This window comes from Kitasatospora sp. NPDC002040 (assembly GCF_040296785.1).
Lineage (GTDB): Bacteria > Actinomycetota > Actinomycetes > Streptomycetales > Streptomycetaceae > Kitasatospora.
The window spans coordinates 211,824-234,974 of the sequence record NZ_JBEOXV010000006.1 but is presented as its reverse complement, the minus strand read 5'-3'; the positions used below and the strand labels follow the sequence as shown (position 1 = coordinate 234,974).

The 23,151-nt window shown below is 73.5% G+C and carries 25 protein-coding genes and 1 pseudogene; 16 read left to right on the top strand and 10 right to left on the bottom strand.

Features of this window, described 5'->3' with window-relative positions; genetic code table 11:
* Window positions 1-106: 106 nt before the first annotated feature.
* From ABT118_RS18095 to ABT118_RS18085, 3 genes are all read left to right on the top strand, one after another.
* A complete protein-coding gene (locus ABT118_RS18095) occupies window positions 107-328 on the top strand; it encodes a hypothetical protein (RefSeq protein WP_350669551.1) in 222 nt (73 codons plus the stop codon).
* Window positions 329-410: 82 nt separating this feature from the next.
* Window positions 411-1,577, top strand: a complete 1,167-nt coding sequence (locus tag ABT118_RS18090; protein ID WP_350669549.1) for a prephenate dehydrogenase — start codon at window positions 411-413, stop codon at window positions 1,575-1,577.
* A gap of 360 nt (window positions 1,578-1,937) precedes the next feature.
* Entirely contained in the window at window positions 1,938-2,402 is a 465-nt protein-coding gene (locus ABT118_RS18085; protein WP_350669547.1) for a DUF3995 domain-containing protein, read from the top strand.
* Between the two features lie 7 nt (window positions 2,403-2,409).
* Here ABT118_RS18085 and ABT118_RS18080 read toward each other — a convergent pair whose 3' ends face one another.
* Window positions 2,410-3,207, bottom strand: a complete 798-nt coding sequence (locus tag ABT118_RS18080; protein ID WP_350669545.1) for an alpha/beta fold hydrolase — start codon at window positions 3,205-3,207, stop codon at window positions 2,410-2,412.
* 86 nt (window positions 3,208-3,293) lie between these two features.
* A complete protein-coding gene (locus tag ABT118_RS18075) occupies window positions 3,294-3,503 on the bottom strand; it encodes a hypothetical protein (protein ID WP_350669541.1) in 210 nt (69 codons plus the stop codon).
* A 108-nt stretch (window positions 3,504-3,611) separates the two neighbouring features.
* Here ABT118_RS18075 and cmk point away from each other — a divergent pair, with 108 nt between their 5' ends.
* Both cmk and der read left to right on the top strand, forming a co-directional pair.
* A complete protein-coding gene (cmk, locus tag ABT118_RS18070; protein WP_350669538.1) occupies window positions 3,612-4,325 on the top strand; it encodes a (d)CMP kinase in 714 nt (237 codons plus the stop codon).
* A 123-nt stretch (window positions 4,326-4,448) separates the two neighbouring features.
* A complete protein-coding gene (gene der / locus ABT118_RS18065) occupies window positions 4,449-5,882 on the top strand; it encodes a ribosome biogenesis GTPase Der (RefSeq protein ID WP_350669534.1) in 1,434 nt (477 codons plus the stop codon).
* 54 nt (window positions 5,883-5,936) lie between these two features.
* Here der and ABT118_RS18060 read toward each other — a convergent pair whose 3' ends face one another.
* Both ABT118_RS18060 and ABT118_RS18055 read right to left on the bottom strand, forming a co-directional pair.
* A complete protein-coding gene (locus ABT118_RS18060) occupies window positions 5,937-6,272 on the bottom strand; it encodes a hypothetical protein (protein ID WP_350669531.1) in 336 nt (111 codons plus the stop codon).
* Between the two features lie 188 nt (window positions 6,273-6,460).
* Window positions 6,461-7,297, bottom strand: coding sequence for a DUF8842 C-terminal domain-containing protein (locus tag ABT118_RS18055; protein ID WP_350669530.1), 837 nt, complete (start codon window positions 7,295-7,297; stop codon window positions 6,461-6,463).
* Between the two features lie 587 nt (window positions 7,298-7,884).
* On the opposite strand from ABT118_RS18055, the gene ABT118_RS18050 reads away from it, so the two are divergent.
* The 7 genes from ABT118_RS18050 (at window position 7,885) to ABT118_RS18020 (ending at window position 14,172) form a co-directional block, all read left to right on the top strand.
* Window positions 7,885-8,643: a transglycosylase family protein gene (locus tag ABT118_RS18050; protein ID WP_350669529.1), complete on the top strand. Its 759-nt coding sequence runs from the start codon at window positions 7,885-7,887 to the stop codon at window positions 8,641-8,643.
* Window positions 8,644-8,781: 138 nt separating this feature from the next.
* Complete coding sequence (locus ABT118_RS18045) at window positions 8,782-9,120, top strand: transglycosylase family protein (protein ID WP_350669527.1); 339 nt, start codon at window positions 8,782-8,784, stop codon at window positions 9,118-9,120.
* A gap of 65 nt (window positions 9,121-9,185) precedes the next feature.
* Window positions 9,186-9,857 carry an alpha-ketoglutarate-dependent dioxygenase AlkB family protein gene (locus ABT118_RS18040; RefSeq protein WP_350669526.1) on the top strand — a complete coding sequence of 224 codons (672 nt, stop codon included), beginning with the start codon at window positions 9,186-9,188 and terminating at the stop codon, window positions 9,855-9,857.
* 119 nt (window positions 9,858-9,976) lie between these two features.
* Entirely contained in the window at window positions 9,977-10,267 is a 291-nt protein-coding gene (locus tag ABT118_RS18035; RefSeq protein ID WP_350669524.1) for a hypothetical protein, read from the top strand.
* Window positions 10,268-10,271: 4 nt separating this feature from the next.
* On the top strand, window positions 10,272-11,888 hold the full coding sequence (locus tag ABT118_RS18030) for an alpha/beta hydrolase (protein ID WP_350669523.1): 1,617 nt from the start codon (window positions 10,272-10,274) through the stop codon (window positions 11,886-11,888).
* Window positions 11,889-11,895: 7 nt separating this feature from the next.
* The gene (locus tag ABT118_RS18025) at window positions 11,896-12,393 is read left to right on the top strand and encodes a hypothetical protein (protein WP_350669521.1); all 498 of its coding nucleotides are present in this window, start codon (window positions 11,896-11,898) and stop codon (window positions 12,391-12,393) included.
* A 216-nt stretch (window positions 12,394-12,609) separates the two neighbouring features.
* The gene (locus ABT118_RS18020; RefSeq protein WP_350669520.1) at window positions 12,610-14,172 is read left to right on the top strand and encodes an APC family permease; all 1,563 of its coding nucleotides are present in this window, start codon (window positions 12,610-12,612) and stop codon (window positions 14,170-14,172) included.
* A gap of 59 nt (window positions 14,173-14,231) precedes the next feature.
* Here the strand turns inward: ABT118_RS18020 and ABT118_RS18015 are convergent, their stop codons facing one another.
* Window positions 14,232-15,026: a VOC family protein gene (locus ABT118_RS18015; protein WP_350669518.1), complete on the bottom strand. Its 795-nt coding sequence runs from the start codon at window positions 15,024-15,026 to the stop codon at window positions 14,232-14,234.
* Window positions 15,027-15,198: 172 nt separating this feature from the next.
* Here ABT118_RS18015 and ABT118_RS18010 point away from each other — a divergent pair, with 172 nt between their 5' ends.
* Entirely contained in the window at window positions 15,199-16,086 is an 888-nt protein-coding gene (locus ABT118_RS18010) for an S-methyl-5'-thioadenosine phosphorylase (protein WP_350669517.1), read from the top strand.
* Here the strand turns inward: ABT118_RS18010 and ABT118_RS18005 are convergent.
* Complete coding sequence (locus ABT118_RS18005; RefSeq protein ID WP_350669516.1) at window positions 16,040-16,447, bottom strand: hypothetical protein; 408 nt, start codon at window positions 16,445-16,447, stop codon at window positions 16,040-16,042. The genes ABT118_RS18010 and ABT118_RS18005 overlap by 47 nt on opposite strands.
* Window positions 16,447-17,622 carry a molybdopterin-dependent oxidoreductase gene (locus ABT118_RS18000; RefSeq protein WP_502884577.1) on the bottom strand — a complete coding sequence of 392 codons (1,176 nt, stop codon included), beginning with the start codon at window positions 17,620-17,622 and terminating at the stop codon, window positions 16,447-16,449. The genes ABT118_RS18005 and ABT118_RS18000 overlap by 1 nt, the downstream gene beginning before the upstream one ends.
* A gap of 221 nt (window positions 17,623-17,843) precedes the next feature.
* On the opposite strand from ABT118_RS18000, the gene ABT118_RS17995 reads away from it, so the two are divergent.
* A complete protein-coding gene (locus ABT118_RS17995) occupies window positions 17,844-19,205 on the top strand; it encodes a glycosyltransferase 87 family protein (protein ID WP_350669515.1) in 1,362 nt (453 codons plus the stop codon).
* On the opposite strand, the gene ABT118_RS17990 is transcribed toward ABT118_RS17995, so the two are convergent.
* The 3 genes and pseudogenes from ABT118_RS17990 to ABT118_RS17980 all read right to left on the bottom strand — a co-directional run.
* A complete protein-coding gene (locus ABT118_RS17990; protein ID WP_350669514.1) occupies window positions 19,180-19,839 on the bottom strand; it encodes a methyltransferase domain-containing protein in 660 nt (219 codons plus the stop codon). The genes ABT118_RS17995 and ABT118_RS17990 overlap by 26 nt on opposite strands.
* The gene (locus ABT118_RS17985) at window positions 19,836-20,516 is read right to left on the bottom strand and encodes a TIGR04282 family arsenosugar biosynthesis glycosyltransferase (protein WP_350669681.1); all 681 of its coding nucleotides are present in this window, start codon (window positions 20,514-20,516) and stop codon (window positions 19,836-19,838) included. Before ABT118_RS17985 ends, ABT118_RS17990 begins: the two co-directional genes overlap by 4 nt.
* A pseudogene (locus ABT118_RS17980) lies at window positions 20,490-21,170 on the bottom strand (glycosyltransferase family 2 protein); the annotation flags it as partial. The gene ABT118_RS17985 and the pseudogene ABT118_RS17980, both read right to left, overlap by 27 nt.
* Window positions 21,171-21,275: 105 nt before the next feature.
* Here ABT118_RS17980 and ABT118_RS17975 point away from each other — a divergent pair.
* On the top strand, window positions 21,276-21,998 hold the full coding sequence (locus ABT118_RS17975; RefSeq protein WP_350669512.1) for a response regulator transcription factor: 723 nt from the start codon (window positions 21,276-21,278) through the stop codon (window positions 21,996-21,998).
* A gap of 23 nt (window positions 21,999-22,021) precedes the next feature.
* The gene (locus tag ABT118_RS17970; protein WP_350669510.1) at window positions 22,022-23,146 is read left to right on the top strand and encodes a sensor histidine kinase; all 1,125 of its coding nucleotides are present in this window, start codon (window positions 22,022-22,024) and stop codon (window positions 23,144-23,146) included.
* The last annotated feature ends 5 nt before the right edge of the window (window positions 23,147-23,151 follow it).

Below are 23,151 nucleotides of genomic sequence, written 5' to 3'. Positions count from 1 at the left end.
CCGACCGGCCCAGCCGCGCTCACCCGCACGGGTGCGGCCGGTGGCCCCGGGCCCCGTACTGCCCAAGCCTTGACCTCAACTGACCAGCGCTACTTGGAGGTTCCGCGTGACCGTCACCGCCGATCTGGACAAGCTGCTCGACAAGGCCTACGAGAACCTGACCCTGACCGAAGTCCTGGACGCCCCCGTGGCCGCCATCGCAGGCCTGACCGACGCCCACGGCGAGGCGCTGGCCACCCTGCGGATCAAGACCATCGGCGACCTCGGCCGCAACAAGTACATCCGCGCCGCCGTCGCCCTGGCCGACCTGGGCGACCGGGCGAAGTGAGCCCGGACGGCCGGGCCCCGCACCGCCGGGGCCCGGCCGTCGCCGTTCCGGGGGCCGGACCTGACGGAGAGCCGACCACTGGGTGGTCAAGGACGTCCGTCGGGCCTCCGGTGCGAGAGGATGGGGCCGACCTGGCCCTACCGCCTCAGGAGACGCACCCGTCATGCGCACAGTCGCCGTCGTCGGCACCGGACTGATCGGCACCTCCGCCGCGCTCGCCCTGACGGGGCGTGGGCTGCACGTCTACCTGGAGGACGCCGACGCGGACGCCGCCCGGACGGCGGCCTCGCTCGGCGCGGGGACCACCGAGGCGCCGGACGGGCCGGTGGACCTGGCGATCATCGCGGTGCCGCCCGCGCTGGTGGGGAAGGTGCTGGCAGACTGTCAGCACCGGGGCCTGGCGCGCTGGTACACCGATGTGGCGAGCGTGAAGTCCGGCCCCGGGGCCGAGGTGACGGCGCTCGGCTGCGACACGGTGAACTACATCGGCAGCCACCCGATGGCCGGGCGGGAGCGCTCGGGGCCGCTGGCGGCGCGGGCGGACCTGTTCGAGGGGCGGCCGTGGGTGCTCACCCCGACCGCCGACACCGACACCGAGACCCTGAACGCCGCGCTGGAACTGGTCGCGCTCTGCGGGGCGATGCCGATCGTGATGGACGCCGCCGCGCACGACCGGGCCGTGGCGCTGGTCTCGCACGCGCCGCAGCTGTTCTCCTCCCTGGTCGCGGCCCGACTGGAGCACGCGGACGAGACCGCCATAAGGCTGGCCGGGCAGGGGGTCCGGGACGTGACCCGGATCGCCGCCTCCAACCCGGCGATGTGGGTGGACATCCTCTCCGCCAACGCCGGCGTGGTGGCCGACATCCTGGAGGAGCTGGCGGGCGACCTGGGCGACACCGTCACCGCGCTGCGGTCGATGCAGGCCGTCGAGGAGGGCGAGCGGCAGGCCGGGGCGGCCGGGATCGAGGCCGTGATGCGGCGGGGCAACACCGGCCAGGCCCGGATCCCCGGCAAGCACGGCGCCCCGCCCACCCGGTACGAGACGGTCGCCGTGGTGCTGGGCGACCAGCCGGGCGAGCTGGGCCGCCTGTTCGGCGAGGTCGGCGCGCTCGGGGTGAACATCGAGGACGTGGTGATCGAGCACTCCTCGGGCCAGCAGGTCGGCTTCGTCCAGCTCTCGGTGTCGCCGGGCTCGGTCAAGCGGCTCACGGTCGCGCTGCGCGAGCACGGCTGGAGCGTCCGGGACTGAGGACGCCGTCCGGCCGGCCCGTAAAGCTGCCTAGGGTCGGTCGTCGAACCCCCGTCTGCGGGCCGCCGCCGGGGCACGTGCCCTCCTTGCCCGGCAACGGGCAGGAGGGGCCCTTCGCCGGCTTCTCGTCGGTCGATGATGCTCCGCATCTATCTCTCCCCAGCCTCCGGCCGGGGGGACCCCCGCCCCGCCTGCGGCATCCCAGCCTCCGGCCGGGAGGGGCCCCCTTCTCGGCGCCGCCGATGCACGCACCCCAACGACGCCCCGCCCGCCCTCCGGGCGGACGACGGGGGTTCGACGACAGGCCCTAGGGTCGGTGGCAGGGCGGGGTCCCGCCTGTTCGCGGGGGAGGGGTGTGCCATGACGGGTACGACGGATGTGCGGGCTGCGGCGGGGTTGGCTGCGACCGGGTTGATCGGGGCGGGGGTGCTGCACGGGGTGTGGCTCCGGTCGCCCTGGCCGTTGGAGACGCCGGCCGAGCTGGCGCGGGTGGTGGTCGGGCCGGCCGGCCCCGACGGCGGGCTGCCGCCGAAGGCTGCCACAGCGGTGGTGGCCGGGCTGCTCGGGGCGGCAGGCGGGCTGGTGCTGGCCGGGGCCAGGCCGGAGAGCCGGCTCGGCCGGGCCCGCCTGGTGCGGGCCGGGATGTGGACGGTGGCCGGGGTGCTGGCCGCCCGGGGAGCGGCCGGGCCGGCCGTGTCGGGCCTGCGGCTGCGGGAGGAGACCCCGGAGTTCCGTCGGCTGAACCTGCGGCTGTACTCCCCGCTCTGCCTGGGTCTGGCGGGTCTGACCGGCCACGTGGTGCTGCGGACCCGTCGCCGGGCCTGAACCCCCGTCAGAGCGAGGCGAGGAAGGCGCGGACGGCGGCCGCGAAACCGGCCGGGTCGGCGGCGTGCACGAAGTGGTCCCCGTCCAGGGTGACCAGCCGGGTGCCCGGGCGGCGCCCGGCCATCGCGGTGGCCGACTCGGCGGGCAGGCACGGGAACCGGTTGCCGGCGACCAGCAGCGCGGGGCAGCTGCTGCCCAGCCAGTCGGCCCAGTGGTCGCCGTGCACCTGCTCCTCGGAGCTGACCGTGTCGGCCGGGTGGAACGGCAACCGCCAGCTGCCGTCCGGCAGTTGGCGGAGGCGGTCGCCGACGAGCGGGGCCACCGGGCCGAGTGCGGCGAGCAGCTCCGCCCGGGTCGCGGCGGTGTAGGGCATGGCCAGTACGAAGGCCAGCGGGCTCGGCCCGCCGACCGGCAGCTCGGCCGGGCCCTCCTCGTTGATCAGCGCGCTGACCAGCTCGGGGTGGCGGGCCGCCAGCTGGTACGCGGTGATGCCGCCGCCGGAGTGGCCGAGCACCGGCAGCGGCCCCAGGTCCAGCCGGTGCAGCAGCGCCACCACGTCGGCGAGGTAGCCCTCCCGGCTGTACTCGGCGGCCCGGTCGGAGTCGCCGTGGCCCCGCAGGTCCGGCGCGATCACCCGCCAGTCGGGGCCCAGCTCCGCGGCCACCGCCGCCCAGTCCTGCCCCTCGGCCAGGTGCCCGTGCAGGGCGAGCAGCGGGCGGCCGGTGCCGCCGAAGTCCAGGTAGGAGAGTCGGCGGCCGTCGAGGTCGAGCTCGGCGCGGACGGGGGTGACGGCGGTTTCGGTCATGGTTTCTCTCCTCGGTCGGTCTCGGTGGCACCACCCTAGGGGAGAGTTGTACAAGCGTGCAAGACATTTGTGCAAAAGCTGGCGGGTCAGCCCTTGGGGACGGCCGGGCAGTTGCTGCCGGGGAGGGCGGGGAGCGGGGCGAGCTCCTCGGTGCAGAGGGCGGTGGGGGCCAGGTGCCAGCCGGCCGGGGCGCTGACGACGTCGCCGATGGTGTTGTTGCTCGCGGCGTCGGCGGGGGTTCCGGTGAGGGCCAGCGCGGTGAGGGCCAGCGCGGCGCCGGTGATCATTCGCTTCATGGCCGGTCCAACGAGACGGCTGCCCGGCGGTCACTGGGCGAGGACGGTGGCGCGGGTCGACTAACCTTGGTGGAGACCCTGCCCAGATTCAGTAGAGAGGTTCGCGCCGTGGACACTGCCGACCGAGCGAACGCCCCGGTCGTCGTCGCCATCGACGGACCCTCCGGCTCCGGCAAGTCGACCGTCTCCCGGGCGGTCGCCGCCCGGCTCGGGCTGAGCTTCCTGGACACCGGCGCGATGTACCGCGCGATGACCTGGTGGATGCTGGCCAACGAGGTCGACGTCAACGACGCCGAGGCGGTGGCCGTCGCCTGCGGCAAGCCGGTGATCGTCTCCGGCACCGACGCCGCCGGCCCGACCATCACGGTGGACGGCCAGGACGTCTCCGGCCCGATCCGCGGCCAGCAGGTCACCTCCCAGGTCAGCGCGGTCGCCGCGGTCCCGCAGGTGCGGGCCAGGCTGGTCGAGCTGCAGCGCGGCTGCGCCGAGGTCGCCGACCGCGGCATCGTCGCCGAGGGCCGGGACATGGGCACCGTGGTGTACCCGGACGCCACCGTGAAGATCTTCCTCACCGCCTCGGAGGGCGCGCGCGCCGAGCGCCGCGCCACCGAGCTGCGGGCCAAGGGCCTGGACGAGGCGACCATCACCGCGATGGCCGCCGACCTGGCCCGCCGGGACGCGGCGGACTCCTCCCGGGAGACCGCCCCGCTCGCCCAGGCCGCCGACGCCGTGCTGGTGGACACCAGCGAGCTGACCCTGGACCAGGTGATCGACACCATCACCGGCCTGGTCGAGCAGCGGGCCGGCCTCTCCGCGGTCTGACGACCGCCCACACTCTCGCGTCCGCCGGAACGAACCGGCGGCCCGCACCGCGCTGCCCCCTCGGGGCAGGTACGCACGGCGCATCCCTGGGAAGGGACGGGCCGGGAAACGGAAGTACGGAACATGACCAACGACACCAACGGCGCGCTGGACGACGCCGACTACGCCGAGTTCATGGCGCTCGCCGCCGAGGAGGGCTTCGAGGGCGAGGACCTCGAGGGCCTCAACGACGGCCCGATGCCGGTGCTGGCCGTGGTCGGCCGCCCGAACGTCGGCAAGTCGACCCTGGTGAACCGCATCATCGGCCGCCGCGAGGCGGTCGTCGAGGACAAGCCGGGCGTCACCCGGGACCGGGTCAGCTACGAGGCGACCTGGAACGGCCGCCGCTTCAAGGTGCTGGACACCGGCGGCTGGGAGATCGACGTCCTGGGCATCGACGCGATGGTCGCCGCCCAGGCCGAGCTCGGCATCGAGCAGGCCGACGCGGTGCTGTTCGTGGTGGACGCGAACGTCGGCGCCACCGACACCGACGAGGCCCTGATCAAGATCATCCGGCGGGCCGGCAAGCCCACCGTGCTCTGCGCCAACAAGGTGGACGGCCAGTCCACCGAGGTCGAGGCCACCTACCTGTGGTCGCTCGGCCTGGGCGAGCCCTACCCCGTCTCGGCCCTGCACGGCCGCGGCTCCGGCGACCTGCTCGACGCCGTGATGGCCGCGCTGCCCGACGCCCCGCCGCAGACCTTCGGCGTCCCGACCGGCGGCCCCCGCCGGGTGGCGCTGATCGGCCGGCCGAACGTCGGCAAGTCCAGCCTGCTGAACAAGGTCGCGGGCGAGGAGCGGGTGGTCGTCAACGAGATGGCCGGCACCACCCGTGACCCGGTCGACGAGATGATCGAACTCGGCGGCAAGACCTGGAAGTTCGTCGACACCGCCGGTATCCGCCGCCGGGTGCACCTGACCGCGGGCGCGGACTTCTACGCCTCGCTGCGCACCTCCGCCGCGCTGGAGAAGGCCGAGGTCGCGGTGGTCCTGGTGGACGCCAGCGAGACCCTGGCCGAGCAGGACACCCGGATCATCACGATGGCCGTCGAGGCCGGCCGGGCCGTGGTGATCGCGTACAACAAGTGGGACCAGATCGACGAAGAGCGCCGCTATTACCTGGAGCGCGAGATCGAGAAGGACCTGGTCCAGGTCCAGTGGGCGCCCCGGGTCAACGTCTCGGCGAAGACCGGCCGCCACATGGAGAAGCTCGTCCCGGCGATCGAGACCGCGCTGGCCGGCTGGGAGACCCGTATCTCCACCGCCCGCCTGAACGCCTTCCTCGGCGAGCTGGTCGCGGCCCACCCGCACCCGATCCGCGGTGGCAAGCAGCCGCGCATCCTGTTCGGCACCCAGGCCGGCATCAAGCCGCCGCGGTTCGTGCTGTTCGCCTCCGGCTTCCTGGAGGCGGGCTACCGCCGCTTCGTCGAGCGTCGCCTGCGGGAGGAGTTCGGCTTCGTCGGGACGCCGATCTCGATCTCGGTCCGGGTGCGGGAGAAGCGCAAGCGCACCAAGTGAGTCTGCTGGCATGACGAAGGGGCCGGGCATCAGCCCGGCCCCTTCGTCATGCCGTCAGTACTGGCCCGGGGGCAGCGAGAGCATGCTGCGGTGGCGCCCGCCGACCGCCGGGGAGAGGTAGCCGGTGGCGACCCAGCCCTGGCCGGTGGTCGGGGGGTTGGACTGGGCCGGCATGAACTGCGGGGTGCCCTGGGCGTGGCCCGGGTAGGTGTGGAAGGTCTGCTGCTGCGGCGGGTAGTGCTCGCGGGAGGCGAAGCCGGTGAAGCGGAGGTCCTCCTCACCGGTGCGGTCACCCGGGAGGGCCCGGAAGAGGCGGCGGTACTCCGAGTACAGCGTGTCGTAGATCGGCGTGGGCGAGGTGGGGTTCTCCGCGTCGTACGACGGGCGCATACCCGGGATGGGACGGCTCGTGGGCTGGCGGTGGGCGGCGGCGACCTCGTAGCTGTACACGTAGGACCAACGAGTGAGACCGGCATCGGATGCGGGACGGCCGCCGCTTGGCACGTGCTTCCGGCAGGTGGGGGCCCGGGGAACGGCGGCGGCCTCGCGGTTCCCCGGGCCCCCGGCCGCGCCGGGGCTCAGGTGCCGGCGAGGGGGAGCGAGGCGGCGACCAGGAGGCCGCGGGTGGTGGCCCGGTCGAGGGCGATCCGGAGCAGGTCCTCGCGGGGCTGGCGGCCGATGGTGCCGGCCGGGGCCGCGTACATGGTGACGGCGTTGAGCTGGCGGGCGGCGGAGCGCCAGGCCTCGGTGACCTGGAGCGGCTGGTGGGCCTGCCACCAGGCGGCGTTGGTGCCGGTCGGGGTGGGGTGCAGGATCGCGTGCAGCTGGCCCATCGCCATCAGGACCGACCAGCCGGGGAGCGGGGCGGGGGCCTTGTTGACGTCCTCGACGAACTGGAAGCCCTGCTCGGTGAGGAGGGTGAGGAACTCGTCCTCGCCCGTGGTGTTGCCGGGGCGGCCGACCGGGCCGGTCGGTTCGATCACCAGGGCGGCGTGCCCGGTGTCGCCGCAGAGCACCAGCCCGCAGGTGATGCCGAGGACGGCGGGCTGCCCGGTGGCGGAGACCGAGGGCTGCCCGGCGACCGGCGCGGCCGGGACCGGGGCCGGGGGGACGGGAGCAGGGGCGGGGGCGCCGCCCTGGGACTGGCTGATGCTGCGGACGGCGCCGGCCAGCTGCTCCTCGGAGACCGGTACGACCTGGGACGGGATGCAGCGGGAGTGGGCGAAGGCGAGCACCGCCGTCTCGTCGCCGACGAAGAGCACCGTGCTGGTGGCCTCCCGGCTGGAGTCGCCGGGGGTCCGGCAGGAGGTGCAGTCGTAACTGTCGGGCGCGTGGGCGCCGGCGAGCAGATTGTCTGCCTCGTCGTCACCGATCTCGGCTCGGACCTCGTCGCTGACTTCGAGCATGCGCGGCACGGGGACTCCTCGGTTCGTCTGGGGGTGGCGCGGGCAGGCCCGACCGCCATTACCAACGGGCCGTTGTGGCTGGGGTCACGGGTGCGCTTGATCGTGACGGGATTTGCCGGGTTTTCGACTGCTCCCTGTGGAGGGGAGGTCGCAATCTGTCGATGTTGTGCGCGAGGTCACAGTGGGCGAAAGGTGACCCAGGTCACCGGCGGCCAAGGTTTGATCATGGAAATAGGTAGTAAATCGGACATAAAGCCCGCATTTACTTGATCTTTACTGCCGGTAACCCCTGGCTGAGCTGGGGAAACCCCAAAACGTTTGGAGCCTGCCGATCCGGCTCGTAGCTTCGTAACCAGTGCAACGAGCACTACCCGGGTTCACCTCCCGGTGCACGGCCCGCCGGTCTCCACCGGTACGGCAGGTGCTCACCAGCGTGACTCGCTCGTAGGAGCGGCGCAGGTGTGCGGGAGGTTGGCCGGGGCGGCGAGCACGTCGATCGAGAAACGTGCACGGCCGTCTTGCGGACGCGGCAGACGAAATCACGCTCTTCAGGGCTTGGTTCCGCATGCCTGCCCGGGATTGTCGAGAGGATACTCATGACCTTCCGTAACGAGACCGCCGCTGCCACCACCGCCGTCAAGCGCAACCGCGTTCGGCTGGCTGTCATGGGCGGCGCCGTCGCCGTCCTTCCCGTGGCCGGCCTCGTCACGGCCAACTCGGCCTCCGCCGCCTCGTCCTCCACCTGGGACAAGGTCGCGCAGTGCGAGTCCACCGGTAACTGGAGCATTGCCAACGGCAACGGCTTCTACGGTGGCCTGCAGTTCACCTCCAGCACCTGGGCCGCCTTCGGTGGCACCCAGTACGCCTCCCAGGCGAACCTGGCCAGCAAGGGCCAGCAGATCGCCGTCGCCGAGAAGGTGCTCGCCTCCCAGGGCCCCGGCGCCTGGCCGGTCTGCTCCGTCAAGGCCGGTCTGACCAAGGGCGGCGCCGCCGCCGACGTCGACACCTCGTCGAGCAACACCTCCTCCGCCAAGGCCTCGCGCTCCGAGACCCGCGCCGCCGCCCCGAAGGCCGAGACCAAGGCTGCTCCGAAGGTGGAGACCAAGGTCGCCGAGGCCCCGAAGGCCGCCCCGAAGGCCGCTGCCCCGAAGGCTGCCGCCCCGAAGGCCGAGACCAAGGCCCCCTCGGCTCCGGCCAAGTCCAACGGTGGCAACTACACCATCAAGACCGGCGACACCCTGAGCAAGATCGCCGCGGACAAGGGCCTGGACTGGAAGACGGTCTACAGCAACAACGCCTCCGTCCTCGGTGGCAACCCGGACCTGATCTTCCCGGGCCAGGTCATCTCGCTCTGAACGACGCCTGACGCTCACTGAGCCGACCGCGCACCGGCAAGGCCGCTCCCTCCACCCGGAGGGGGCGGCCTTGCCGCGTTGTCGTCCGGACGGACCGGTCGCGGTGCCGGACGGCCGGGGCCGTGCCTTCATGAGGCCATGCGACCGATCCTGCTGCCCGCCCTCGCCACCGCCCTGCTGACCGCCGCCGCGCTCGTCCCCGCCACCGCCGCGGCCGCAGCCGTACCCGACCGCACCTGGGAGCAGCTGGCCGGCTGCGAGAGCGACGGCGACTGGCACGCCGACACCGGCAACGGCTTCTACGGTGGCCTGCAGATCTGGCCGGCCACCTGGGCGGAGGCGGGCGGGCTCCGGTACGCCGACCGGCCGGACCGGGCGCCGCGCCGGCACCAGATCACCGTGGCCGAGGAGATCCGCCGCCGGCAGGGCTGGGGCGCCTGGCCGGACTGCGCACGGGAGCTCGGCCTGCTGCGCTGACCGACCCGGGAAAGCCCGGGCGGGACTTCGGCAGACCGCCGTCGCCCGGCGGGTCCGGTGCCAGGATGGCCGGTATGGAACTCTTCCCCCGCGAGCGGGCCGACCCGGCACCCGGGGTGGTGCTCCTGCCGGACTGGCTCGGCCCGGAGGAGCAGCGCGAGCTGGTCGAGGCCTGCCGGGAGTGGGCCCGGCCGCCGGCCGGGATGCGGACGATCCGGATGCCGAACGGCGGCGAGATGTCGGTCCGCTCGCTCTCGCTCGGCTGGCACTGGTACCCGTACCGCTACGTCCGGACGGTGGTGGACGGTGACGGTTCGCCGGTCAAGCCGTTCCCGGCGGTGCTGGGCGAGCTGGCGGCGCGGGCGCTGGGCGACGCGTACGGGCCCGAGCCGACCGGGATCGCCGGTACGGCGGACTACCGTCCTGACATCGGGGTGGTGAACCACTACGCGCACGGCGCGCAGATGGGCCTGCACCAGGACAAGGACGAGAAGTCCGACGCCCCGGTGGTCTCGCTCTCGCTCGGTGACAGCTGCGTCTTCCGCCTCGGCAACACCGCGACCAGGACCAGGCCGTGGACCGATCTCGAACTGCGCAGCGGTGACCTGCTGGTCTTCGGCGGCCCGATGCGCTTCGCCTACCACGGCGTCCCGCGGACCCACCCGGGCACCGCCGACCCGGCCCTCGGCCTGGTCGGCCGACTGAACATCACGATCCGTCAGTCCGGGCTGGTTTAGTGGCGGGTCGGTGACGGTTCACCAGCAGGGATCGCGGGCGGAGCGTCTCATTCACTAGGGTGTCGCCGACAGTTGACCGAGTGCGGCCGATTCGTGGGGGCGAAGCCTTGTCATCGCAAGTGAACGTGGATCCGGCGGAGCTGGACAACGCGGCCAAGGTGGTCACCGATCTCAACGGCGAGCTCAGGCCGTTCTCCGACCGGGCGGTCAAGGACGCGGACGAGGCCTCCTCCTCCACCGCCGGCTGGTCGGTCTCGGCCCAGCTCGGGCAGATCGCGGACAGCTGGCGCAGCGCGCTGACCGGCCTGCACCAGTCGATCGAGGGCAACGCGGACGCCCTGCGCAGCACGGCCGGACAGCACCGCGGCACCGATCAGCTGGTGGCCGCCTCGATGAACCGGGCGGGCTAGTCCGATGGCGAACAGCTTCGCGCTCCTGATGAAGCAGAACTTCGGCGACCTGGAGGCCGCCGCGGCCTCCTGGCGCAAGCTCGGTGAGGGCAGCGGCGACGCCCGGACCCGGCACCGCGGCCGGGTGAGCGGTGCGCTGCGCGGTTCGGGCTGGGCCGGCGACGACGCCGAGGCGGCGTACCGGAAGCTGGAGCGGGCCGAGGAGCAGCTCGGCATCGTCAACGCCGAGGCGATGGCGATCGCGGTCACCATCGACGCGGTGCACCAGCGGATGTCCGCGGCGCAGCAGGAGCTGCGGGCCGCGGTGTCCGAGGCCGAGGGCAACAACTACCAGGTGGACGACGAGGGTTGGGTCACCGGGCCGCAGCTGGACCCGGTGGAGCGGCACGATCCGGACGCGCAGGAGATCAACCGTCAGCGGAACGCCCGGCTGGGCGAGTTCAGGCAGCGGATCGGCGACGCGGTGAAGAAGGCCGAGCAGGCCAGCGCCGACGGCTCCGCCGCACTGGGCGGGCTGACCGGTGAGGTGGTCGACGCCGACAGCTCCAAGGCGCAGGCGGAGGTGGCCAACGACGTGGCGGGGATGCGGTCCTCGCTCGGTTTGGCCTCGGTGGTGCCGAACAACGACAACCCGGCGGACAACGCCAAGTGGTGGAACTCGCTGACGCAGCAGCAGCAGCGCGAGTACCTGGCCCTCTACCCGGCCGAGGTCGGCAACCGGAACGGCATCCCGAGCGAGATCCGGGACGTGGCGAACCGGGCCCAGCTGGAGCAGCAGCTGGACCTGAACCGGAACGACACCTCCGGGGACGGCAAGAAGCGGATGCAGGCCCTCCAGGACCTGAAGAACCGCTTGGACAAGGAGGACCACGACCCGGCCGGCCCGGAGGTCTTCCTGATCGGTCTCGACCCGAAGGACGACGGCCAGGCCATCGTGGCCTTCGGCAACCCGGACACCGCGAAGAACACCGCGGTCTACATCCCCGGGACCACGGCCGAGCTGGCGGGCATCGGCGGCGACCTGGACCGGATGAAGAACCTGCACGCCGCGTCGGAGCAGTTCAGCGCCCCGGGCCAGACCTCGACCATCATGTGGCTCGGCTACGACGCGCCCGACGACGTGGTCAAGGACGCCCCGTTCAACAACTACGCCGAGGACGGCGCGCCCAGGCTGGACCGCTACGTGGACGGACTGGGAGTCACCCACGACGGCGGGCCGCGGCACACGTCGGTGATCGGTCACAGCTATGGTTCGGTCGTGGTCGGAGAAGCTGCGAAGAACGGCAACGGCCTGGCCGTGGACGAGATCATCGTGGCCGGCAGCCCCGGTATGCACGTCCGGCACGCCTCGGACCTGAACATCGACCCGAAGCACGTCTGGGCGGCCGAGGCGGACGGGGACCCGGTCCCGAACCTCGGGGCGCTCGGGCACGGCCGGGGCGGCTGGTTCGACTTCCCCAACGTGCCGACCTCGGACGACTTCGGGGCCAACCAGATCAAGACCGACGGCAACCACGGCCACAGCGAGTACTGGGAGAACAACGACCAGCCGCACAGCGCCCTGCGGAACCAGGCGGCGATCATCACCGGCAGCTACGGCCAGGTCGGCCTGAAGGATTGAGCGGCTCATGAGAATCCGGACGGCGGCTGCGGCCGTCCTCGCACTGACCCTGCTGACCTCCTGTGGGACGACCACGGGCTCCACGAAGGACACGTCGTTGCGCATCGCCACCGAGGATCAGATCGGGAACGAGTTGAAGCAGGTCTCCGCGAAGGTGCAGGAGGCGCTCGCGGTGAAGGGCCGGACCGGGCAGAGCGAGGCCCTCAACTTCTCCGACTGCCAGGACAAGGGCACCGAGAAGGGCTCGCGGGACGCGATCCACTTCTGGCAGATCGACGACCTCGCGCCGGCCGACCTCGATCCGGCGATCGACCGGCTGAACGCGTACTTCAAGGCGAACGGCTGGGACGGCCTGGGCCACGAGCGGACGGCGGACAAGGCCGACCTGCAGACCTGGGGCAAGAACCCGGAGAAGACGGTCGCGGTGTTCGCGCAGTCCTTCCACCCGATGAACCGGATCATCGTCCGGGTGAGCTCGAACTGCTTCAAGCCGCCGGCCGGGTGAGGCAGATCACATACCGGGTGACACCGGGGCGATTTAGGTAACGGTGCGGGTTTCGTTGCCTGGGGCAACCTGGAATGTGCCTCGGATGTACAGGGTGCACTGGATGAATATCTTGGAATCCGTGGCGAAACAAGGTTTTTGATCATCTAATCCATGTCACGGTTCGTCACCCCTGTGCCCCTGAGCTGCGGAAACAGTTCAACGTACGGTCGGGGCATGGTTCAGCTCGACTCCCGCCCGAAGGCCGCCGGTCCGGCGGCCGGAACGGACGCCAACGGCGGCGTCCGTTCCAAGGGCCTCAACAGCAACTCGGTCGGCCTGCTCGGGAACTCCGTCATCGGAGTCTCGACGGTGGCCCCGGTCTACTGCCTGACCACCACGCTCGGCACCACGGTGGCGGCGGTCGGGTTGCAGATGCCCGCGCTCTTCCTGGCCGGCTTCCTGCCGATGATGCTCGTCGCGTTCGCGTACCGGGAGCTCAACAAGGCCATCCCGGACAGCGGCACCTCCTTCACCTGGACCGTCAAGGCCTTCGGCCCCAAGGTCGGCTGGATGTGCGGCTGGGGCCTGGTGGTGGCCACCATCATCGTGCTGTCGAATCTGGCCGGCGTCGCCACCGAGTACTTCTACCTGCTGCTCGGCGAGGTCACCGGCAGCGGGTGGATCACCGGGCTGAACGACGACAAGCTGGTGCACGTGCTGACCTGCCTGGCGCTGATCGCGGTCGCCACCGCGATCAGCTACCGGGGCATGACGGCCACCAAGGGCGTCCAGTACGCCCTGGTCGGCCTCCAGCTCACGGTGCTCGGCATCTTCGCCGTGATGGCGATCAGCAAGGCCGTCGCCGGGGACGCACCCGGCTCGCTGGACTTCTCCTGGAGCTGGCTCGACCCGTTCCAGGCCAGCTCGTTCTCGTCCTTCGTGGCCGGGCTCTCGCTCTCGCTCTTCATGTACTGGGGCTGGGACGCCTGCCTGAGCGCCAACGAGGAGACCGGCGGCAGCGAGAAGACGCCGGGCCGGGCCGCGCTGGTGGCCATGGTGGTGCTGGTCGGCTCGTACCTGTTCACCGCCGTCGCCGTGCAGATGTACGCGGGCGTCGGCAGCACCGGCACCGGGCTGGGCAACGAGGAGACCTCCTCGAACGTCTTCGCCGCGCTGGCCGGCCCGGTGATGGGCCCCACCCTGGGCGTGCTGCTCTTCGTCGCGGTGCTCGCCTCGGCCGCCGCCAGCCTGCAGACCACCTTCATCCCGGTCAGCCGCACCGTGCTGGCGATGAGCGTCTACGAGGCGCTGCCGCCGTCCTTCACCGAGGGCAACGCGAAGTACCGCACCCCCGGCCGGGCGATCGTCACGGCCGGCGTCGGGACCGGCGCGTTCTACACCGTGATGACGCTGATCAGCGAGAACGTCCTCCAGGACACCATCGCCGCGCTGACCCTGATGATCTGCTTCTACTACTCGCTGACCGCCTTCGCCTGCGCCTGGTACTTCCGCCACGACATCCGCGGCTCGGTCCGGGACGCGCTGCTCAAGGTGGTCTTCCCGGTGCTCGGCGGGGTGACCCTGGCGGGCATCTTCGGCCGGAGCCTGTACGACATGGTCGACCCGGCGTACGGGCAGGGCAGCTCGGTCTTCGGCATCGGCTCGGTCTTCGTGATCGGCGTCGGCGTGCTGGCCCTCGGGCTGGTGGTGATGGCCGTGATGACCCGGCGCAGCCCGGCCTTCTTCCGCGGTGAGGTGCTCACCCGGGACACCCCGGCGCTGGTCCTGCCGGAGTAGTCCGGCACCATGGCGGAGGCGGCCACCCCGGCGAGGGGGTGGCCGCCTCCGTCGTACCGTCAGGCGTCGGCCAGGGCGGGCATCTCGCCCTCGGTGGTGTCCGGGTCGATCACCGAGAAGTTGGCGCCCTGCGGGTCCCGCAGGGCCGCGAAGCGGCCGAACGGGCTGCTCATCGGGCCGAACTGGAGGGTGGCCCCGGCCTTGGTCGCCCTGGCCACCGCCTCGTCGCAGTCGGCCACCGCGAAGTAGACGTTCACGTACGACGGCACCTCGGCGGGGAACTCGGGGCCCATCGCCATCCGGCCGAGCACCGGATCCCCGGTCAGGCGGTACGTCCGGAAGTCGACCTTGTCGTCGATCACCTGCTGCGCCTTGTACGGGAAGACCGCCGGGTAGAAGGCGTCCACCTTGGGCGCGTCCCGGGTGTAGACCTCGGCCCAGCTGTAGGCGCCCGGACCGGTGCGCTTCTCGAAGCCCTCGTGCTCACCGCCCTGCCAGAGGCCGAAGACCGCGCCGCTCGGGTCGGCCACGATCGCCATCGAGCCGAAGTCGCCGACCTGCATCGGCTCCATCATCACGGTGCCGCCGGCCGCCTTGACCTTCGCCGCGGTGGCGCTCACGTCGGGTGCGGCGAGGTACAGACACCAGGCCGACTGGCCCTCCTGGCCCGGCATCGGGGGCACCACCGCGGCCACCGCCTTGCCGTCCGAGTAGGCCTGGGTGTAGCTGCCGAACTCGGACGCGGCCTCACCGAACGTCCAGCCCAGCACCTCGCTGTAGAACGCCTTCGCGCCCTCCACGTCGGCGAACATCGCGTCGACCCAGCACGGCGTTCCTTCAGCGTACGCAGCCATGATCATGACCCTTCTCTGCCTCGGGGATCCCTTTTTCGTCACCCTAGCCAGGGGTGCCGACAGTCGCGCGCGGAGCGGCTGCGGGGGCCGCCGTCCGGGAACCGTAAGGTCTCCCCGGCCCGGCGGACCGTCCCCGCTCCTAGGCTGGGAAGGTCGTGAACGGAGGCTGGAGATGACGACTGACGCACCGTCAGAACTGTTGGGCCGGGCGGAGATCGGGGTGATCGGGGGATCGGGCCTGTACGCCCTGCTGGAGGACGTGACCGAGGTGGTGCTGGACACGCCGTACGGGGCGCCGAGCGACGCGGTGTCCCTCGGCGAGGTGGCGGGGCGGCGGGTCGCGTTCCTGCCCCGGCACGGGCGCGGGCACGCGGTGCCGCCGCACCGGATCAACTACCGGGCCAACCTGTGGGCGCTGCACTCGCTGGGCGTGCGGCAGGTGCTCGGGCCGTGCGCGGTGGGCGGGCTGCGGGCGGAGTACGGGCCCGGCGCGCTGCTGGTGCCGGACCAGTTCGTGGACCGGACCACCGGCCGGGCGGGGACCTACTTCGACGGCGAGCCGCTGCCGGACGGCACGGTGCCGAACGTGGTGCACGTGTCGATGGCGGACCCGTACTGCCCGACCGGGCGGCGGGTGGTGCTGGACGCGGCCCGGCAGCAGGGCTGGGAGCCGGTGGACGGCGGGACGCTGGTGGTGGTCGGCGGGCCCCGGTTCTCCACCCGGGCCGAATCCCGGTGGCACGCCGCCAACGGCTGGTCGGTGGTCGGCATGACCGGCCATCCGGAGGCGGTGCTGGCTCGCGAACTCGGGCTCTGCTACACCTCGTTGACGCTGGTCACCGACCTGGACGCCGGGGTCGAGAGCGGCGAGGGGGTGACCCACGCCGAGGTGCTGGAGGTGTTCGGCCGGAACGTGGACCGGCTGCGCACCGTGCTGTTCCGGGCCCTCGAGGGCCTCCCGGCGGCCAGGACGTGCGACTGCCCGCACGCCCTGGCCGGGCTGGCGACCGGTCTCAGTTGGCTCGACGACGACGCCGCAGCAGTACCAGCAGCAGGGTGACCGCAGCCGTGGCGGCGAGCAGCAGCAGCCAGTTGCGCAGGTAGGGCAGCGGCAGCACCGAGGGATTGCCGTGGTCCTCCCCGGCCCGCAGGACGGCGGGGAGCCCGACGGCGGTCAGCGCGGCGGCCACCACCAGGCCGCCGCGCACGGCCCGGCCGCCCGGTCCGCGGCCCAGCCGGCCGTGGGCCAGTGCGGCGCCGGCCAGCAGGACCAGCGGCAGCCAGAGCCCGTCGTGGACCAGCAGCCCGCCGACCGCCCACACCAGTACGTCGAGCGGGTCGCCGATCTGCGGGTCCGTCAGCAGCCCGAAGATCCCGAAGCCGATCAGGCCCGCTCCCAGCAGTCCGGTCAGTACCCGCATCACCGCACCTCCAGTCGGGCGACCCACTTGGTCTGCAGCACCCCGGGCCGGTTCGGCGCGATCAGGCGGGCCGGGAACCCGTGGTCGGCGTTCAGCGGCTGCCCGTTCACCGCCAGTGCCAGCAGGGTGAGCCCGTCCCGGGCGTACGGGGCGGGCAACTCGCTGACCGCGTACGGGCCTTCGGCCTCCAGTGAGACCACCCGCACCAGTGCGTCGGCGGGTGCGCCGGCCCGCTCCAGCAGGTCGCGGACCCGGACGCCGGTCCAGTCCGCCGAGGCGCTCCAGCCCTCCACGCAGGCGATCGGCAGCCGGACGGTGTGCTGCGGCAGCGCCCGCAGCTCGTCCAGGCTCAGCCGGTACGGCCGGGGGCCGGCCACCGTCAGCCGCCAGTCGGCCGGGACGGTGGTGGTGCCCGCCTGGGCGGCGGTCCGGTTGACCGGCAGGCCGAGCGTCCCGAGGTCGGGGCGGCGCGGGGCCAGCAGGTCCGACCACCGCAGCCAGGGCACGGTCTGACCCGCCGTGGTCGCCGTGACGGCCGCCGCCGCGACGGTGACCGAGGTCAGGAAGGCCCGCCGTCCCGGCACCGGCACCCGGGCCCGCCACCAGTGCGCGGCGATCACCGGGGCCTTGACCGCCAGGTGCAGCAGCAGGCCGCCGACGGCCGTCCAGCCGAGCCAGAAGTGCGTCTGCCGGAACGGGAACGGCCACGGGTACCACTGGAGGGTGTTCAGCAGCCCGGTGAACAGCTCCAGCAGCGTCGCGGCGACCAGGACGGCGATGCCCAGCCGCTCCAGTGCGTGCCCCAGGCTGCGGGCGGGTGGCCACTCGAACAGCTTCGGATAGACCGTCCAGAGCTTGGCGCCGAGCAGCGGGACGGCGGCCGTCCCGGCGATCACGTGCAGGCCCTGGGTGACCCGGTAGCCGTTCACCGGGCGGCTCGGCAGGTGCCCTTCGAGCCAGGCCGGCGGCTCTTGGAGCAGATGGCTGAGCAGGCCGGTCAGGAAGCAGGTCAGCAGCGCCGCGCCCAGCCAGCGGCCCAGCACCACCGCCGTCCTGGGCTCGTGCAGCGGGGAGTCGAACGTCCCTTCGCGCAGTGGGCCGCGCCGCAGGAAGGCGGGCGGCGGGGGCAGCGGGAGGTCGAACCGGCGGCGGGCGCCGGGGGTGTCTTGGTCCACCCCGCCATCACACCGCCGGACAGTCCCTGAGGGCAGTCGCGACATGCTTACGGAAGTCGTACGGCGCGCGTGTGCCGCGTCGGACGGGCAGGTTGACGGATGTCCGATTCGCGGCAGCGGGGGTCGGAGGGTCCCTGACGGCAGTCGGGACATGCTTACGGAAGTCGTACGGCGTGCGTGTGCCGCGTGGGACGGCCGTTGGCGGCTGGCAGGCTGACGGGGTGTCCGACCAACCGTCTTCCCGCCGGGTGTGGGCCGCCCCGGCCACTGTGCTGGCCCTGCTCGCGCTGACCGCCGCCCTGGTGGGGACCGTGCTCGGCGGCGGCACCCTGGGCAACTCCCGTCCGCTGTACGGCTGGTACGTGCTGGACGCGGTGCTGTTCGGCCTCGCTGTGGCGCTGCTGCGGCTGACCCCGCCCCGGGCCGCCACCCGGCTGCTGCTGGCGGGAGGCGTCCTGGTGGCCGCCGCCGGGCTGGTGGCACCGCCCCGGACCAGCGACGACGCCTACCGCTACCTCTGGGACGGCCGGGTGCAGGCCGCCGGGATCTCCCCGTACGCCCACCCGCCGGACGCGGCCGAACTGGCCGGGCTGCGGGCCCGCGCCCCCGAGCTGTTCCCGCCCGGCGGCGACTGCGGGGGCTGGGACGAGCGCCGCGCCGCCGCCGGGTTCTGCAGCCACGTCAACCGGCCCGGGGTGCCGACCGTCTACCCGCCGGTGGCCGAGGCCTGGTTCGCGGCGCTGTACGGCGCGGGCGGCCGGTACGGCGTCCGGGCGGCCCAACTGGGCGGGTTCGTCCTGGTGCTGGCGGTCGGCGCGGTACTGGCGGCGGTGCTGCGGGAGCGGTGCTGGCGGGTCGCGCTGTGGAGCTGGTGTCCGGGCGTGACGGTCTGGGCGGTCAACGACGCACACGTGGACACGCTGGGAGCGCTGCTGCTGCTGGCCGGCCTGCTGGCCGCCCGAGGTGCACCCGGACGGCGGCGAACGGCGGGCGCCGGCGCGCTGCTCGGGCTGGCGGCGGCCACCAAGCTGATCCCCGGCATCGCCCTGCCCGCCGCCCTCTCCGGCGTACTGGCCCGCCGTCCGCGCACCGGGCTGCTCCTGCTGCCGCTCACCGCCCTGGCGGCCTTCGGGCTGAGCTACCTGCCGTACCTGGTCGGCTCCGGCCGCGCGGTGCTCGGCTACCTGCCCGGCTACCTGCGCGAGGAGGGCTACGACCGGAGCTCCGGGGCCGACCGCTTCGGCCTGCTCCGGCTGCTGCTGCCGGGTCAACTCGCGCTGGTGGCAGGCGTGCTGGTGCTGCTGGCGGCCTGCTGGTACGTGCTGCGGCACGGCGACCCGGACCGGCCGTGGCGGGGTGCGGTGCTGCTGCTCGGCACCGCCCTGCTGGTGGCCACCCCGGCCTATCCCTGGTACGGGCTGCTGCTGCTCGCGCTGCTCCCGCTGGACGGCCGCTGGGAGTGGCTGGCCGTCCCGGCGGCCGGGCAGGTGCTCTACCTCGGCGGGGGCCAGTGGGCGTACGGGGCGGCGCTCGCTGCGGTGGTGACCGGTGCGCTGGTCAGGCGGGCCGCTGCAGGGCGATGAAGCGGCGGCCGTGGCTGGACCAGCGCTCGGTCTCGGCCAGCCCGGCCGGTGCGCCGTGCCGGGCGGCGCTGTCCGCGCCCACCCTGGCCCAGGCGAAGGCGGGGCCGAGGCGGCGGTCGGCACCCTCGATCCGGACCGTCAGCCGCTCGTCCAGCCCGCCGTCACCCGGCTCCACCTCGGCCAGCAACACGCCTCCGGGGGCCATGAGTTGGGCCATCCGCCGGAGCAGCGCGGCCGGGTCGCCGCCGATCCCGATGTTGCCGTCGGCGAGCAGGACCGCGCCCCACCGGCCCTCGCCCGGCAGCCGGTCGAAGACCGAGCGCCGCAGCGCCGTGCCGCCCAGGCCGGTGGTCCGGGCGACCGCCGCCGGGGTCAGGTCGACCCCCAGCGCCGGGACCCCGAGTGCGAGCAGTTCGGTGACCAGCCGGCCGGGCCCGCAGCCCACGTCCAGCACCGCCCGGCGCGGCCGCAGGCAGCGGCGCAGCAGCGAGTGGTCGGCCGCGTCCGGTGCCGCGCACCAGCGCTCCACGTCCAGGGGGTGGCGGCGGCCGGACGCGTCCCGCAGCCAGAGCGGGCCGCGCCCGGCCCTGATGGCCCGGCTGAACGGGTCGTCGATCCACGCCCGGGTGCTCAACCGGTCACCTGCCGGGCCGTCCTGAACTCCCGCCAGCACGCGGCGAACCGCCCGTCCGGTGCCAGCGCGGCCACCTCGGCCGCACTCGCGGCGGTGTCCACGTCGGTCAGCCGGGGCAGGTGGCGGACCGTCAGACCAGCGGCCGAGAGCCGCTCCAGCAGCACCGCGCCGGTCCGGTCGGTGGACATCGGCACCCCGAGCAGCAGGCGCTCCGCCAGCGCCCGGCCGGGACGGGCCAGCCCGAGGGCCCAGAAACCGCCGTCGGTGGCGGGCCCGTACCAGGCGTCCACCCCGCCCCGGGCGGCCGCGGCCAGCGGGGCGGCCAGCACCTCGGCGCGCAGCTGCGGGGTGTCCATGCCGACCAGCAGCGCCGGTGCGTCCGGCGGGGCCGCCGCGAAGGCCGCCACCAGCCGCTGGTCCAGGCCGCCGCTGCCCTGCGGGACCACCTGCCAGCCCGGCGGCAGCCAGTCGCCGGGCTCGCCGTCCAGCACCAGCAGCCGCCGCCCGGCGGGCACCCGGCCCAGCTCGGCCAGCGTGTCGGCGAGCGCGGCCCCGGCCAGGGCGGCGCCCTGTTCGGGGGAGTACGGCGGGGTCAGCCGGGTCTTCACCCGGCCCGGCACCGGCGCCTTGGCCAGCACCAGCAGGGTCGGCGGCGGGGCGGCCAGTACCGCCCGCATGTCGCGGACCGCCTGCCGGGTGCCGCGCAGGGTGCCGGTCACCTTCGAACGGCCGCTGCGGGGGCGGTAGTCCACCGGGGTCTCGGCGATCCGCAGCCCGGCCGCCGCGGCCGCCAGCACCATCTCCAGCGGGTAGCCCGAGCGCCGGTCGCCCAGCCCGAGGGCGAGCAGCCGGTCGCGGCGGGCCGCCCGCATCGGGCCCAGGTCGTGCAGCGGGGCGCCGGTCCTGGCCCGCAGCCGCCGGGCCAGTTCGGCGTTGGCGAGGCGGGCGTGCAGCGGCCAGGCGCCGAGCGCGGTGGGCCGGCGGCGGCCCAGCACCAGGTCGGCGGAGCCGTCCAGCACCGGTCCGGTCACCCGGGGCAGCTGGGCCGGGTCGAGCGAGCCGTCGCAGTCCAGGAAGCAGACCAGCTCGGCGGTGGCGGCGAGCAGCCCGGCATGGCAGGCGGCGCCGAAGCCCCGGCGCTCCTCGCGGATCACGGTCGCGCCGAGCGAGCGGGCCAGCTCGGCGGAGCCGTCGGTCGAGCCGTTGTCCACCACGAGCGGACGCCAGCCCGGCGGGATCCGGCCCAGCACCCAGGGCAGCGCCCCGGCCTCGTCCAGACAGGGCAGCACCACGTCCACGGTGCCGGAGAAAGGTGTCGTCACCCTTCCCACGCTAGGCCCGGGCACCCGGCCCGGCCCCGGACCGACTCCTTACGGAAGTCGGACGGCAGCGAGCCGGGGGTCCGGCCGGGGCGTGCGGGCTCCTACGCTCAAGGGGTGACAGCGACACCCCCCGCCACCCGGATCCTGGTGGTCGACGACGACCCCACGGTCGCCGAGGTCGTCACCGGCTACCTGCTGCGCGCCGGGTACCTGGTCGAGCAGGCCTCCGACGGCCGGCACGCCCTGGAGCTGGTCGCGGCGAACCCGCCGGACCTGCTGCTGCTCGACCTGATGCTGCCCGGTCTGGACGGTCTGGAGGTCTGCCGGCGGCTGCGCGCCACCGTGGCGGGCGCCGCGCTGCCGATCGTGATGCTCACCGCCAAGGGCGAGGAGGCGGACCGGGTGCTCGGGCTGGAGCTCGGCGCGGACGACTACGTGACCAAGCCGTTCAGCCCGCGCGAACTGACCCTGCGGGTGCAGTCCGTGCTGCGCCGCAGCGCGGCTCCGCCGCCGGTCTCCCCGGTGCTGGTCGCGGGTGCGCTCACGCTCGATCCGAAGGCCCGCCGGGCCTTCCGGGCCGGAGTCGAACTCATGCTGACGCTGCGGGAGTTCGATCTGCTGGCGTTCCTGTTGCGGCACCCCGGCGCGGTGTTCTCCCGGGAGGAGCTGATGCGGCAGGTCTGGGGCTGGGAGTTCGGCGACCTGTCCACCGTGACGGTGCACGTCCGGCGGCTGCGGGAGAAGATCGAGCACGACCCGGCCGCGCCCGTCCTGATCAGCACCGTCTGGGGAGTCGGCTACCGCTTCGACCCCGTACCGACCCCGCAGGGGAGTTGACGTACCGTCATGAGGGATCTGTCATGAAGGACCTGTTGCTGATCGCGCTGTTCGCCGCCGTCGGGGCCGGCCTGACCGGGCTGCTGGGCTGGCCGGCGGTCCGGATACTGCGCCGCCGCTCGGTCGCCCTCTCGCTGTTCGCGGTCGCGGTGGTGACGGTGCTGGCGATGGCCTCCGGCACCACGGCCGTGGCCCAGGCGATGTTCCTCTCCGACCACGACCTCGGGGTGGTGATGACGGTGCTGGCGATGGGCGCGGTGGTCTCGCTGGGCACCGCCGCCCTGCTCGGCCGGCAGGCCGTGGCGGGCAGCCGGGCGCTCACGCTGGCCGCCAGGACCGTCGGCAGCGACGCCGGCTTCACCGCGCCGGACCGGCCGCTCAGCGCGGAACTGGCCGAACTGAGCGCCGAGTTGGCCGCCACCAGTGCGCGGCTGGCCGAGTCCAGGCAGCGCGAGCAGGCGCTGGAGTCCTCCCGCCGGGAGCTGATCGCCTGGATCTCGCACGACCTGCGGACCCCGCTGGCCGGGCTGCGGGCGATGGCGGAGGCGCTGGAGGACGGCGTGGTCGAGGACCCGGCCCGCTACCACGCCCGGATCAGGACCGAGGTCGACCGGCTGACCGGCATGGTGGACGACCTGTTCGAGCTGTCCCGGATCCAGGCCGGCTCGCTGCACCTCAGCCCGAGCCGGATCTCGGTCTACGACCTGGTCGGCGACGCGCTGGCCGGGGCCGATCCGCTGGCCCGGGAGCGCGGCATCCGGCTGCTCGGCGGCCAGGTCGAGCCGGCCCCGGTCGAGGTGGACGGCCGGGAGATCTCCCGGGCGCTGGGGAACCTGCTGGTCAACGCGATCCGGGCCACCCCCGCCGACGGCGTGGTCGCGGTCGGGGCCCGCCGGGAGCAGGACCGGGTGGTGCTCTCGGTCACCGACGGCTGCGGCGGCATCCCGGAGGACGACCTGGCCCGGGTGTTCGAGACCGGCTGGCGGGGCGTCAGCGCCCGTACCCCGCAGCCCTCGGGCGGGGCGGGGCTGGGGCTGGCGATCGTCCGGGGCATCGCCGAGGCGCACGCGGGGCGGGCCACCGTCCGCAACGTCGAGGGCGGTTGCTGCTTCGAGATCACCCTCCCGGCGGCGGCCGCGCTCGCGTAGCGGGG